Source organism: Bradyrhizobium archetypum (assembly GCF_013114835.1).
Taxonomy (GTDB): domain Bacteria; phylum Pseudomonadota; class Alphaproteobacteria; order Rhizobiales; family Xanthobacteraceae; genus Bradyrhizobium; species Bradyrhizobium archetypum.
The window spans coordinates 247,698-261,236 of sequence record NZ_JAAVLW010000005.1; the positions used below are offsets into that span (position 1 = coordinate 247,698).

13 protein-coding genes are annotated in these 13,539 nt (G+C 62.5%); 3 read left to right on the top strand and 10 right to left on the bottom strand.

Features of this window, described 5'->3' with window-relative positions; all coding sequences use genetic code 11:
• Nucleotides 1–3: 3 nt before the first annotated feature.
• The 6 genes from HCN50_RS17520 to HCN50_RS17545 form a co-directional block, all read right to left on the bottom strand.
• On the bottom strand, nt 4–375 hold the full coding sequence (locus HCN50_RS17520; RefSeq protein ID WP_171710916.1) for an SUF system Fe-S cluster assembly protein: 372 nt from the start codon (nt 373–375) through the stop codon (nt 4–6).
• Nucleotides 372–1,619, bottom strand: a complete 1,248-nt coding sequence (locus HCN50_RS17525; RefSeq protein WP_171710917.1) for a cysteine desulfurase — start codon at nt 1,617–1,619, stop codon at nt 372–374. Before HCN50_RS17525 ends, HCN50_RS17520 begins: the two co-directional genes overlap by 4 nt.
• The gene (gene sufD / locus HCN50_RS17530) at nt 1,616–2,941 is read right to left on the bottom strand and encodes a Fe-S cluster assembly protein SufD (RefSeq protein WP_171710918.1); all 1,326 of its coding nucleotides are present in this window, start codon (nt 2,939–2,941) and stop codon (nt 1,616–1,618) included. Before sufD ends, HCN50_RS17525 begins: the two co-directional genes overlap by 4 nt.
• A gap of 17 nt (nt 2,942–2,958) precedes the next feature.
• Nucleotides 2,959–3,711, bottom strand: coding sequence for a Fe-S cluster assembly ATPase SufC (gene sufC / locus HCN50_RS17535; protein ID WP_171710919.1), 753 nt, complete (start codon nt 3,709–3,711; stop codon nt 2,959–2,961).
• Nucleotides 3,712–3,837: 126 nt separating this feature from the next.
• A complete protein-coding gene (gene sufB, locus HCN50_RS17540; protein WP_171710920.1) occupies nt 3,838–5,334 on the bottom strand; it encodes a Fe-S cluster assembly protein SufB in 1,497 nt (498 codons plus the stop codon).
• 90 nt (nt 5,335–5,424) lie between these two features.
• Nucleotides 5,425–6,579, bottom strand: a complete 1,155-nt coding sequence (locus HCN50_RS17545) for a cysteine desulfurase family protein (RefSeq protein WP_171710921.1) — start codon at nt 6,577–6,579, stop codon at nt 5,425–5,427.
• 273 nt (nt 6,580–6,852) lie between these two features.
• Between HCN50_RS17545 and HCN50_RS17550 the strand changes: the two genes are divergently transcribed.
• Nucleotides 6,853–7,500 carry an alpha/beta hydrolase gene (locus tag HCN50_RS17550; protein WP_025589847.1) on the top strand — a complete coding sequence of 216 codons (648 nt, stop codon included), beginning with the start codon at nt 6,853–6,855 and terminating at the stop codon, nt 7,498–7,500.
• A gap of 54 nt (nt 7,501–7,554) precedes the next feature.
• On the opposite strand, the gene HCN50_RS17555 is transcribed toward HCN50_RS17550, so the two are convergent.
• The 3 genes from HCN50_RS17555 to HCN50_RS17565 form a co-directional block, all read right to left on the bottom strand.
• Nucleotides 7,555–7,884, bottom strand: a complete 330-nt coding sequence (locus HCN50_RS17555; protein ID WP_171710922.1) for a DMT family transporter — start codon at nt 7,882–7,884, stop codon at nt 7,555–7,557.
• Between the two features lie 10 nt (nt 7,885–7,894).
• Nucleotides 7,895–8,572, bottom strand: coding sequence for a glutathione S-transferase family protein (locus HCN50_RS17560; RefSeq protein ID WP_171710923.1), 678 nt, complete (start codon nt 8,570–8,572; stop codon nt 7,895–7,897).
• Between the two features lie 117 nt (nt 8,573–8,689).
• Complete coding sequence (locus HCN50_RS17565) at nt 8,690–9,790, bottom strand: anhydro-N-acetylmuramic acid kinase (protein ID WP_171711424.1); 1,101 nt, start codon at nt 9,788–9,790, stop codon at nt 8,690–8,692.
• Between the two features lie 177 nt (nt 9,791–9,967).
• On the opposite strand from HCN50_RS17565, the gene tyrS reads away from it, so the two are divergent.
• On the top strand, nt 9,968–11,221 hold the full coding sequence (gene tyrS / locus HCN50_RS17570; RefSeq protein WP_171710924.1) for a tyrosine--tRNA ligase: 1,254 nt from the start codon (nt 9,968–9,970) through the stop codon (nt 11,219–11,221).
• Nucleotides 11,222–11,290: 69 nt separating this feature from the next.
• On the top strand, nt 11,291–12,538 hold the full coding sequence (locus HCN50_RS17575; RefSeq protein WP_171711425.1) for an MFS transporter: 1,248 nt from the start codon (nt 11,291–11,293) through the stop codon (nt 12,536–12,538).
• On the opposite strand, the gene HCN50_RS17580 is transcribed toward HCN50_RS17575, so the two are convergent.
• Nucleotides 12,539–13,453: a LysR family transcriptional regulator gene (locus tag HCN50_RS17580; RefSeq protein WP_171710925.1), complete on the bottom strand. Its 915-nt coding sequence runs from the start codon at nt 13,451–13,453 to the stop codon at nt 12,539–12,541. It lies immediately after the preceding gene.
• Nucleotides 13,454–13,539 lie beyond the last annotated feature (86 nt).

Here is a 13,539-nt window from a genome sequence, read left to right on the forward strand (position 1 = left end):
CCTTCACCACATGTTGAGGACGAGGCGCGCCTCGTCGGACATCCGATCCGGCGTCCAGGCCGGATCCCACACCAGATTGACATTGACGACGCCGACACCGGGAACGCTCGCGATCGCGTTCTCCACCATGGTCGGCAGCTCGCCGGCCGCCGGACAGTTCGGCGTGGTCAGCGTCATCGTCACGTCGACGCTGCGGTCGTCCTTGAGGTCGACCTTGTAGATCAGGCCGAGTTCGTAGATGTCGGCCGGGATTTCCGGGTCGAATACGGTTTTCAACGCGGCGACGATTTCGGTGCCCAGCCGCTCGGTCTCCTCCGGCGGCAGCGCCGAGTTGGTTTCCATGTTGGCTGTTTTGATTTCGGCCGTATCACTCATGCGAACAAATCCCGCGCCTTGATCAGCGCCTGTGCCAGATGGTCGACTTCTTCCCGGGTATTATACATGCCGAACGAGGCGCGGCAGGTCGCTGTGACATTGAACCGCTCTAGAAGCGGCATCACACAGTGGGTGCCCGCGCGCACCGCGATGCCCTGCCGGTCGATCACGGTTGCGACGTCGTGGGCGTGCGCGCCCTTCATCTCGAAGGAAATCACCGGCCCCTTGCCACGCGCGGTGCCGATCAGACGCAGCGAATTGATTTCGCGCAGCCGCTCCTGGGCATAGGTCAGAAGATCATGCTCGTGGGCGGCAATGCGCTCCTTGCCGATCGAATTGACGTAGTCGATCGCAGCGCCCAGCCCGATCGCCTCGACGATCGGCGGCGTCCCGGCTTCGAATTTGTGCGGCGGGTCGCCATAGGTGACCCAGTCCTTTGCCACCTCGCGGATCATCTCGCCGCCGCCATTATAGGGGCGCATCGCGACCAGATGCTCATGCTTGGCGTAGAGCGCGCCAATCCCGGTCGGGCCATAGATCTTGTGGCCGGTGAAGGCATAGAAGTCGCAATCGAGGTCCTGCACGTCGATCGGCAAATGCACAGCGCCTTGCGCCCCGTCGACCAGCACCGGAATGCCGCGATCATGGGCGAGCATCACCACTTCCTTGACCGGGACAAAGGTGCCAAGCGCGTTCGACATCTGGGTGATGGCGACGAGCTTGGTGCGCGGTGTCAGCAGCTTCTCGAATTCCTCGATCAGGAAATTGCCATCGTCGTCGACCGGCGCCCATTTGATCACGGCGCCATGGCGCTCGCGCAAAAAGTGCCAGGGCACGATGTTGGAGTGGTGCTCCATGATCGAGAGCACGATCTCGTCGCCCCGCCTGATGTTGGGCTCGCCCCAGGACGACGCCACCAGGTTGATGGCCTCGGTGACATTGCGGGTGAAGATGATTTCGTCACTACGTCCTGCATTGATGAATTTCGCCACCTTGGCACGGGCGCCCTCGTAAGCCTCGGTGGCGGCATTGGCGAGGTAATGCAGGCCGCGATGCACGTTGGCGTATTCGCTTGTGTAAGCCTCGGTCATGCGGTCGAGCACGGCGGTCGGCTTCTGCGCGGAGGCGGCGTTGTCGAGATAGACCAGCGGCTTGCCATAGACCTTCATCGCCAGCGCGGGGAAATCCTCCCGCACGCGATGGACGTCATAGGCACCATTTTTGACCGCCGGGTGCTGACTCATGAACGTGCCTCCAGCCAGCGCCGCGTGGCTGCAATTGCGAGTTCTCGCAGATCGTCGTTGGCGATGGATTCAATCGCCTCGCCCACGAACGCCTGGATCAAGAGCGCCTGCGCCTCCTTCTCGGAGAGACCGCGGGCGCGCAGGTAGAACAAGAGGCTTTCGTCGAGCGCACCGGTGGTGGCGCCATGGCCGCAGGTGACGTCGTCGGCGAAGATTTCGAGCTCCGGCTTGTTGTCGGCCTCGGCGTCGTCGGAAAGCAGCAGCGCCCGTGTCATCATCTTGGCGTCGGTCTTCTGCGCATCCGGACGCACGATGATGCGGCCCTGGAACACCGAATGGGCGCGGTCATCGGCGACAGCGCGGAACACCTCACGGCTGGCGCAATGCGGCACCGCATGGTCCATGAACAGCGTGGTATCGGCGTGCTGGCGGCCGTTGAGCAGGTTGACACCGTTGGTCTCGACCCGGGAATGCTCGCCGGCGAACGCAATCGTCCCCTGATAGCGGCTGACAGCGGCGCCCGAGGTCATGCCGAATGTGTTGAAGTGCGCATGTGCGCCCAGCGTGACGACGGCGGAGGAGATGTTGAAGGCCTCACGGCCGTCCTCGACCAGGCGGACATGGTCAAGCCGCGAATTGTCGCCAATCGCGATGATCAGGAAATCATGGGCCTGATAGACCTTGGCGCCATCGGCCGCGATGTAACTTTCAACCAGCGTCACCCCGGCATCCCTGCCGAGCCGCAGCAGCGAACGGGTGAACATCGCCGCGGGCGCAGGCCCGCTGGCGACATGAATGATCTGGAGCGGCTGCTTCAGCACTAGGCCGTCGGCGATTTCGATCACGACACCGTCTGTCGTCATCGCGCTGTTGAGCGCCACCATCGGATTGGCGTTATCGGGCGTGAAGAGCTCGGCCTGCAACGCCGCGTCGCCGGTTTCCAGCACGTCCCGCAAGGTGCGGATGGTAAGGCCTTTCTCCAGGCCCCCAACATCGGAAAGCTTTGGCACGAAGACGCCATCGACCAGAACAAGCGGTCGCGCACCCCTGATCGCCTGCAGCTTCACGGCAGCCGCGGCTCGTTTCAGCGCAGCCGCATCCGGCGCAGGGGCCAGCGGCAGCACCTCGCGCATCAGCGCGCGCAGATCAGTGTACTTCCAGTCTTCGATCCGCCGATGCGGCAGGCCTGCGCGCTCATAGGCCTCGAAGGCGGCGCTTCTCGCTTCTGCCACCTTGCCGACGCCGGGCAGCCGGTCGCGCGCAATCGCAAAGCTGTCGCTCAGCGCGCGTCCGGTCTCGTTCTTTGCCAAAACTAAATTCATCACAAATCCGCTTTGCGTCAGGCCGCGTCTTCGAACTGTGCGTAGCCGGAAGCCTCGAGCTCCAGCGCCAGATCCTTGCCGCCGCTTTTCACCACGCGGCCCCTCGACATCACGTGCACGAAATCAGGTATGATGTAGTTGAGCAGCCGCTGGTAGTGTGTGATCACCACCATGGCGCGATCGGGCGAACGCAGCGCATTGACGCCGTCGGCCGCGATCCTGAGCGCGTCGATATCGAGGCCGGAATCCATTTCATCGAGGATGCAGACGGCCGGCTCGAACAGCGCCATCTGCAAGATCTCGTTGCGCTTCTTCTCGCCGCCGGAGAAGCCGACATTGACGCCGCGCTTGAGCATGTCCTGCGGAATATTCAGCGACTTGGCGACCTCGCGGACCTTCTTGAGAAACTCCGGAGACGACAACTGGCTCTGGCCGCGCGCCTTGCGCTGCGCGTTCAACGCCGTGTGCAGAAAATTCCAGGTGGTGACGCCGGGAATCTCGACCGGGTACTGGAACGCCAGGAACACGCCCTTGGCGGCACGCTCGTCCGGTTCCATCTCCAGGAGGTCCTCACCCCTGAACAGGATCTGGCCATCGGTGACTTCATAGCCCGGCTTGCCCGCGATAACGTGCGAAAGCGTCGACTTGCCGGAGCCGTTCGGCCCCATGATCGCGTGCACTTCGCCGGGGTTCACGGTCAGCGTCAGTCCATGCAGAATCTCGCGCTCCTCGACGCGGACCTTCAGATCTTTCACTTCAAGCAATGACATGTTGTTTTCCGTTTTAATCCCTCGTCCTGAGGAGCGCCGCCAGGCGCGTCTCGAAGGACGTGCCCATAATCTTTCCGCTCACCCTTCGAGACGGCCGCTTGCGGCGGCCTCCTCAGGATGAGATCGCTATCCAACCGATCCTTCGAGCGAGATCGAGATCAGCTTCTGCGCCTCAACTGCGAATTCCATCGGCAGTTGCTGCAGCACGTCCTTCACAAAGCCGTTGACCACGAGGCCAACCGCTTCTTCCTGCGAAAGCCCGCGCTGGGTGCAATAGAACAGCACGTCCTCCGAAATCTTTGAGGTGGTCGCCTCATGCTCGAAGGTCGCGGACGAATTCTTCGCTTCGACGTATGGAACGGTGTGCGCGCCGCATTTGTCGCCGATCAGAAGCGAGTCGCAGGCCGTATAGTTGCGCGCGCCGGTGGCCTTGCGATGCGCCGTGACGAGGCCGCGGTAGGTGTTTTGCGATTTGCCCGCCGCGATGCCCTTGGAGATGATCCGGCTCGACGTGTTCTTGCCGAGATGGAGCATCTTGGTGCCAGAATCGACCTGCTGGTGACCGTTCGAGATCGCGATCGAATAGAACTCGCCGCGCGAATTGTCGCCGCGCAGGATGCAGCTCGGATATTTCCAGGTGATCGCCGAACCGGTTTCGACCTGCGTCCAGGAGATCTTCGAATGGTTGCCGCGGCAGTCGCCACGCTTGGTGACGAAATTGTAGATGCCACCCAGGCCTTCCGAATTGCCGGGATACCAGTTCTGCACCGTTGAGTACTTGATCTCGGCGTCATCGAGGGCGACGAGTTCAACGACCGCGGCATGCAACTGATTCTCGTCGCGCTGCGGTGCGGTGCAGCCTTCGAGATAGCTGACGTAGGAACCCTTGTCGGCGATGATCAGCGTGCGCTCGAACTGGCCGGTATTGCGCTCATTGATGCGGAAATAGGTCGACAGCTCCATCGGGCAGCGCACGCCCGGCGGCACATAGACGAACGAGCCGTCCGAAAACACCGCCGAGTTCAGCGTCGCGAAGTAATTGTCCGAGGTCGGCACGACCGAGCCGAGGTACTGCTTCACCAATTCAGGGTGCTCGCGGATCGCTTCTGAGATCGGCATGAAGATCACGCCGGCGGCCTTCAGCTCTTTCTGGAACGTGGTCGCGACCGAAACCGAGTCGAACACCGCGTCGACCGCGATCTTGCGGTTGGCCGACGGCTCGCTACCGGGTGGCGGCTCGACGCCTTCGAGAATGGCGACTTCGCGCAGGGGAATGCCGAGCTTCTCGTAGGTTTTGAGGATTTCGGGATCGATTTCGTCGATCGACGACAGCGTCTTCTTCGGCTTCGGCGCTGCGTAATAGTGAATGTCCTGGTAGTCGATCTTCGGGTAGTTGACGCGCGCCCAGGTCGGCTCGGTCATGGTCAGCCAGCGACGATAGGCCTCCAGACGCCATTCGAGCATCCAGGCCGGTTCGTTCTTCTTGGCGGAGATGAAGCGGACGGTATCCTCCGACAGACCCTTCGGGGCCTTGTCGGATTCAATCAGTGTCTCAAAACCATATCGGTATTGGTCGACGTCGATGCGGCGCACCCGCTCGACCGTCTCTTGTACGGCTGGCATTCCATCCTCCGCTCGCGGTTTCAAGGACCGCGGTGGAACAATCGCAAAATCAGTGACGAAGTGTTTCCGGCGAAACCCACTTAGAACGTTTCAAGCCGTGTTTCGTCGCCCTCTAAGTAAGGCATCGGCGAGCTTTCGCCAAGCCTCAAGGCCCAAATCTATGTCTGTCTCGGCGGTAGACCAGCCAAGACTGAGCCGCACCGCTCCCTGCGCCAAGTCACGACCGACACCCATAGCGGCCAGGACGTGCGAGGGTTGAACCTTGCCGGAGGAGCAGGCGGAACCCGAGGAGACGGCGATTCCAGCCAAATCGAAGCCAATCACGGCGGTTTCGGCTTTGAGGCCGGGAACCGAGAACAATGTGGTATTTGGCAACCGCGGCGCGTCAGTTGAAAATACAATCATACCAGGGGTTTGCATCAACCCCTTCTCAAGGCGCTCACGCAGCAGCCGCAGCCGCGAAGCATCGGCCGTCAGCCCGGCCATTGCAGCCGTGGTAGCCGCACCGAAGGCGGCGATACCAGCGACATTCTCGGTGCCGGCCCGGCGGCCGAGCTCCTGCCCGCCACCTCGCAGCAGCGGCTCCAACCCCTGCACCTCCTCGGCCAAGACAAGCGCCCCGACGCCTTTGGACCCACCGACCTTGTGTGCAGAAAGCGTGATCAAATCGGCGCCCATCGATTTGATATCAAATGGTATTTTCCCGAGTGCCTGGATCGCGTCGACGTGCAGCAGCCCGCCTGCTTGATGCACGATGTCAGCGACTTCGGAGACAGGCTGAACGGCGCCAGTCTCATTATTGGCCAGCATCACCGACACCAGTGCAGGCGGCCCATCGGCTAGTCGCGCCCGCAGGTGGTCGACGTCGACCACGCCCGATCCGGTAACTTCGATTGTACCGACCGCATCTGGCGAGAACCGCCCGCCAGACAGCACCGACGTGTGCTCGATGACCGAGACCAGAAGTCGCCGGACCGGCTGCCCCGCTCCCCTGCGCACACCGGGTGTGAGCGCCAGCGCGTTTGCCTCCGTCCCGCCTGACGTGAACACCACGTCCTGCGGACGGGCCCCAACGGCAGATGCGATCGCGGCACGCGCATCCTCAACCAGCCGGCGCGCCTGGCGGCCCTCGGCATGCACCGAGGACGGATTGCCGGCCATGTCCCAGGCTGCCGCCATAGCCTGCCTCGCCTCGGGGCGAAGCGGCGTCGTCGCATTCCAGTCGAGATAGATCCTGTCAGGCATTTCCGTACAATATTACCTTTATCAGTAAAGACTTCCCGCGACCTCGGCCTCGAGCTAGCGCCAAACGCTTTATGGCAATTGGGGATCGCGCCGTCTTCTACAATCGCAGGCTAACACCTTGAACAGCCTCCGAGATGTTCAAGATGCTTGCTTTTTGCCCCTCGCCTCATGCTAGAAGGCCGCACCAGTTCACAGGAGCGTCGTTCGCGCATCGCCCAGCGACGCCAGATGACATTCTCTCCGCCGGATCACATCCGTTGCCCAGGAATCACAATGCCTGAAGTCATTTTCACCGGCCCCGCGGGCCGCCTCGAAGGCCGTTATCATCCGGCCAAGCAGAAGAACGCGCCGATCGCGATGATCCTGCATCCGCATCCGCAGTTTCACGGCACGATGAATCACCAGATCGTCTACCAGTGCTACTACGCGTTTGCGCATCGCGGCTTCTCGGTTTTACGATTCAATTTCCGCGGCGTCGGCCGTAGCCAGGGTTCGTTTGATCACGGCACCGGCGAATTGTCGGATGCGGCTTCCGCGCTCGATTGGGCCCAGACTATCAACCCCGAAGCGCGCGCCTGCTGGGTCGCGGGCTTTTCGTTCGGCGCCTGGATCGGCATGCAACTCCTGATGCGCCGGCCCGAGGTCGAAGGTTTCATCTCGATCGCGCCGCCGGCCAACCTCTATGACTTCTCCTTTCTCGCGCCCTGCCCGTCGTCAGGCCTGATCGTGCATGGCGAAAAGGATGCCGTGGTGCCGCCGAAGGACGTCAACACGCTGGTCGAAAAGTTGAAGACGCAAAAGGGCATCGTGATCGACCAGCAGATCATCCCCGGCGCTAACCACTTCTTCGATGGCAAGCTCGAACCGCTGATGGAGACGGTGACCGGCTATCTCGACATGCGGCTCGCTAACGTGCGTTGACGTCGTTTGAGAAATGTAGCCCGGATTGCGTTGCGCTCCATCCGGGCTGTGATTTCATGCTGGAGCAAACTTCAGCGCCGCGATGCCGGCCAGCACCAGCGCAATGCCCGCGATTTTTAGCGGGCTCAGCGTCTCGCCGAACAGCAGCACACCCATGGTCAGCGTGCCGACCGCACCGATGCCGGTCCAGACCGTGTAGGCGACGCCGATCTCCAGCACCTGCAGCGCCCGCCCGAGCAGGAAGACGAACGCCGCCAGCAAGGTGAGCGAGGCGATGCTCCAGCCGAGGCGCGTATAGCCGTCGGCATATTTCATCGCGATCGCCCAGCCGACATCGAGCAGGCCGGCGGTGACGAGCGCGGCCCAGGCAATATGCGGAGACATCGTCGTTGTCCTACGCCGCCAGCTTCAGCATGTGCGCGTTATGGCGCACCAGGAACGCGTGCAGCAATTGCGGGTAGTCGGGCCCCACCGCCGTGCGCACGCTCGGCCGCTGCGCCAGCGCGTCTCGCCAGGCGCGAACCTTCGGCGTGTCGGCAAAGACCGAGAGATCGGTCAACTGATCGAACACATCGAAGTAGCGGAAGATCGGCGCGAACACCGCATCTACCAGGCTGAAATCCTTGCCGGCGAAAAACGGGCCCGCCGCGAGCGTTTTTTCGACCTGTGCGAATTTCGCGGCCACGGCCTTCCGCTTGCTTTCGAAGATCGCGGGATCGCCGGTGGTCTCAAGGCCCCACAGTTCGCTCAGAATGGTGGACCCGAACTCCATCCAGGCGCGGTGCTGCGCGCGCTTGAGCGGATCCTGCGGATGCAGTTTGGCGCCGCCCTGGGTGTCCTCAATATATTCGCAGATGACGTTGCTTTCGAATAGCGCCACCTCGCCGTCGCCGCTGGCTACGACAAGCACCGGTACTTTGCCGAGTGGCGATATCTTCAAAAACCAGTCGGGTTTGTTGCCGAGATCGATATCGATCCGCTCGAACGGAACCCCCTTCTCGGTGAGCGCGATCACCGCGCGCTGCACATAGGGGCAAAGCTTGTGGCTGATCAAAGTGAGCTTTTGCGCCATGACGACCTCCCAATGCGATGGCCGGCTGGCCTCGCTCCATGCATCTGCATCTAAATTAGATGCATTTGCATGTAGTCGTCAAGGTCGATGCAATTGCATCAACAGATCTTGACCGCCTCAGGGCCGGGCGATGATGCCGCCGGTCATCGGCAGTGGTACTCCGGTGGTTGCGGGGTAGCTGAGCGGCAGGCCCTTCAGGCCCCGCGCCGCCAGAAACCCGAAGGCCTGCGCTTCGATAGCGTCGGATGCCCAGCCGAGCGTGTCCGCCGCCCGCACGGTGGCGGGCGCCAGGCACTCCCGCAGCATCCGCAGCATAGTCAGATTGCGGGCGCCGCCGCCGGCCACGATCCAGTTCTTGGGTTCCTTCGGCAGCAATGGCGTCACCCGGGCAATCGCCGCGGCGGTAAAGGCGGTCAGCGTCGCCGCGCCGTCCTCCGGCGGCACATCGCCGAGCTTCAGCCCCGCAAAATCGTTGCGATCGAGCGATTTCGGCGGCGGCATCGAGAAGAACGGCATCTGCAGGGCGCGGTTGATCCAGGCTGCGTCGACCTTGCCGAGCGCCGCGGTGCGGCCTTCATGGTCGAAGCGCTGGTTCAGCCACCGGAACATGTGGTCGTCGATCAGTGCGTTGCCCGGCCCCGTGTCGCAGGCGATCAGCGTGTCGCCATCGATATAGGTGATGTTGGCGACCCCGCCGATATTGAGCACGACGGTAGGCCCTTCCCAATCCAGCGACTGGGCAAGCGCGCGGTGATAGACCGGCACAAAGGGCGCGCCTTGGCCGCCCGCTTCGACGTCGGCGGCGCGGAAATCGTACATGACGGGAATATGGATCGTCCTGGCGAGCATCTGTGCATCGCCGATCTGGACCGTCAGTTTTTTGTCGGGCCGGTGCAGCACGGTCTGGCCGTGAAAGCCGACAATGTCGATGTCGTCGAAACGCATCCGGTTCTGCGCGGTAAACGCGGCTACCGCCTCGGCATGCGCCGACGTGACCACCCGCTCGGCCTCGCGCAGGCATCCGGGCCGCGCCGTGCGATCCGGCAGGTCGGCGGCCTCGTACAGCGCCTGCCGCAACAGGCTGCGCTCCTTGTCGGTATAAGGCCGGTATCCGGACGGGCCGAGCGCATTCACCCGACGGCCATCGGTTTCGATCAAAGCGACATCGACCCCGTCGAGCGAGGTGCCGCTCATCAAACCTAATGCCGTCAACATCATGGTAGATTGTGCCTTTGCAACGCCCTGCTCGATCCGTCCCGCCGACGACGACCAGCTTGTGCCAAACACGCACATCTTATAATGCCACAGCGCCCGGCCTTGCGGCAGCCCGTCCGCCATGGTTCCCGCAAACAGTTACAATTACAGTGAAAATAGAATGATCAAAGCAGCCCGCCCATGACAAAATTTAAATCAGATTTCCTGAACATTTTACAGGAGCGCGGCTTCATCCACCAATGCTCCGATTTTGAGGGCCTCGACGCGCTGGCGGCGAAAGGCCAGGCGATCGCCTATGTCGGCTACGACTGCACCGCGCCGTCGCTCCATATCGGCAACTACCTCACCATGATGATGCTGCACTGGCTGCAGCAGAGCGGCAATAAGCCGATTACCCTGATGGGCGGCGGCACCACCATGGTCGGCGATCCCTCCGGCAAGGATGAAACGCGCGCCATCCGCTCGATCGAGGAGATCGAAGCCAACAAGGCCTCGATCCGCGGCGTGTTCGCGAAGGTGCTGCGGTACGGCGACGGCCCGAGCGATGCGATCATGCTCGACAATGCCGAATGGCTGACGAAGTTGAACTGGATCGAAATGCTGCGCGATATCGGCCGGCACTTTTCCGTCAACCGCATGCTGACGATGGATTCGGTCAGGCTCCGGCTCGAGCGCGAGCAGGAGATGAGCTTCATCGAATTCAACTACATGGTCTGCCAGGCCTACGACTTCGTCGAGCTGGCGCGCCGCACCGGCTGCCGGCTGCAGATGGGCGGCTCCGATCAATGGGGCAACATCGTCAACGGCGTCGATCTCGGCCGCCGCATGGGCACGCCGCAATTGTTCGCGCTGACCACGCCGCTTCTGACCACGGCGTCGGGCGCCAAGATGGGCAAGACCGCGCAGGGCGCGGTGTGGCTCAACGCCGACCAGTTCTCGCCGTACGACTTCTGGCAATACTGGCGCAACGTCGAGGACGCCGACGTCGTGAAGTTTCTAAAGCTGTTCACGATCCTGCCGATGCACGAGATCGAGAAGCTAGCGGCGCTCAAGGGCGGCGAGATCAACGAGGCCAAGAAGGTGCTGGCGACGGAAGCGACCGCGCTGCTGCACGGCCGCGACGCCGCCAACACGGCCGCCGAAACCGCGCGACAGACATTTGAGCAAGGCGCGATCGCGGAGAGCCTGCCCACCGTGGAAGTACCGCGCGGTGAGCTCGAGGCGGGCGCCGGCGTGGTGGGGCTGTTCGTGAAGGCGGGTCTCGTCACCTCGAACGGCGAGGCGCGGCGCCAGATCAAGGGCGGCGGCCTGCGCGTCAACGATGCGGCGGTAACCGACGAGAAGATGGTGCTGACGCCATCCAACCTCACGCCGGAAGGTGTCATCAAACTTTCCATGGGAAAGAAAAAGCACGTCCTGGTCAGGCCGGCCTGATCAGCCTTGCATAGGCACATTCGCTTTTGACGGTTGCGGGTAACAGCGGAAACGCGCTCCTTGTGTCTTATGGAAGAAAAGACGCCAGAGGGAGACGCGTCAGCCAAGCCGCTGAAGCCGGGGCGCGTGGCGCTCAACGTGCTGGCACTGTGCTTTACGCTGGCGCTGCTCGGCCGCGGCCTCGGCGAGAGCTTTACGGTTTTCCTCAAACCGATCTCGGAGAATTTCGGCTGGGACCGCGCAGCGGTGGTCTCGGTCTATTCGCTGACCTGGCTGGCGGGTGGGCTGATGGCCCCCGTGGTCGGCCGGCTGTTCGACCGCTATGGCCCGCGCACCGTCTATTCGCTTGGTTTGCTCCTGCTCGGCGGCGCGTTCCTGGTCGCCTCCCGCGCGCAGGCTTTGTGGCAATTGCAGTTGAGCATCGGTGTCTCCGTCGGGGTCGGCATCGCCTTCATCGGCAACGTGCCCAATTCGATCCTGCTCGGCCGCTGGTTCGGCCCTCGCCTTCCGACGGCTATGGCGATCGTCTATTCCGCGACCGGCGCAGGCGTTCTGGTGCTGCTGCCGGCGTCGCAGCTTCTGATCGATCACGTCGGTTGGCGCGGCGCCTACCAGATCTTCGGCATCGCCGCACTTGGGCTGCTGCTGCCGTTGTTGCTGCTGCCATGGCGGCTGTTCTCGACGGGCTCGCCGCACATCACCAGGAAGGCTGATCCCGATTTCGTCGACGGCGGCTGGACGCTCGCCAGCGCCATGCGTCACCACGCGTTCTGGGCACTGTTTTCAACCTTCTTCTTCACTGCGGTCGGCATGTACGCGATCTCGGCGCAGATCGTCGCCTATCTGATCGATGCCGGTTTCGAGCCGCTGCAGGCGGCGACCGCCTGGGGCTTTTCCGGCGTCGTGCTGCTGTTCGGCATGCTGGGCGTGACCCAGCTCGACGCCATGATCGGACGAAGGCCATCGGTTTTGCTCAGCTATGCCATCTCGATTCTAGGCATCATCCTGCTCTGGCTGTTGCAATTCTATCCGAATTTCTGGCTGCTTGGCGCCTTTGTCGTGACCTTCGGCAGCATGATCGGCTCGCGCGGGCCGCTGATCACGGCGACTGCGATGAGGATATTTCGCGGTGAACGGGTCGGCACCATCTACGGCACGATTTCGATCGGCAGCGGCCTTGGTTCGGGACTCGGCGCCTGGGCCGGCGGCCTGATCCACGACTTGACCCACAGCTATAACCCGGTAATCGCCTTCGCGCTGGTGGCGGTGGTGCTGGGGATGATTCCGTTTTTGGTCGTGCCGGCGCTACGGCGGTAGCTAAGTCCCGGCCTGCTTGCCGGGGCTCTTCTTTGTTGCTGCGATCGTTTCGAGCAGCCAGTTCTTGAATGCGAGCATCGCTGGTGTCGGTCGCCGCGAGTGCAGCGACGTAATCCAATAATCGCCGAGTGCGACTTCGACCTGAAACGGACGCACCAGCCGCCGCTGACCGATCTCGTCCTGAAACAACGCCGCCGGCAACAACGCAACGCCGAAACCACGCGCCGCGACACTGGCGATCGTGATGGATGAATCGAATACCATTCCCTTGAGGACCGGGCTCTGCAGTCCCGCGGCAGCAAACCATCGCGGCCATTCTTCCTGCCGGTAGGAACGCAGCAGCACCTCACGCTTGAGATCGGCCGGCCGGCGCAGCCTGCGAGCTAGCGCAGGCGCGCAGAACGCGCTAAATGGCGCTCCCATCAAATGGGTCGCCTCGGTGCCGTGCCAAAGGCCATCGCCGAACCTGATTGCATAATCGAGCCCCTCCCCCGCGATGTCGATACGATTGTTGTTAGTGAACAGGCGCAAATCGATCCGCGGATGGACCTTCCTGAATGCGTCGAGCCGCGGCAACAGCCATCCCGAAGCAAAGGTACCGACCACGCCGACCGTGATGACTTCCTGGTAGTGGCCGTCTTCAAAACGATTGAGCGTTTCAGTGAGGCGGCCGAAGGCCTCGACAATGCTCGGCAGCAACAACTGTCCTTCATCGGTGAGCGCAACGCCGCGGGGCAGCCGGCGAAACAACTGTACGCCAAGCCGGTCCTCCAGCACTTTCACGTGCTGGCTGACGGCCGCCTGCGTAACCCGAAGTTCCAGGCCGGCACGGGTGAAACTGAGGTGGCGCGCGGTCGCTTCAAAGGCCCGTAGCGCATTGAGCGGAAGGTGCGAAAGCTTCGTCCGGCGCCGCATTGCTTGTCCCTAGTTTTTCTTATGCCTGCCCGCAGAACTGATCGTTTGTCAAGACAACGGCCCCGCTGCACTTTCTGCGCCGACAG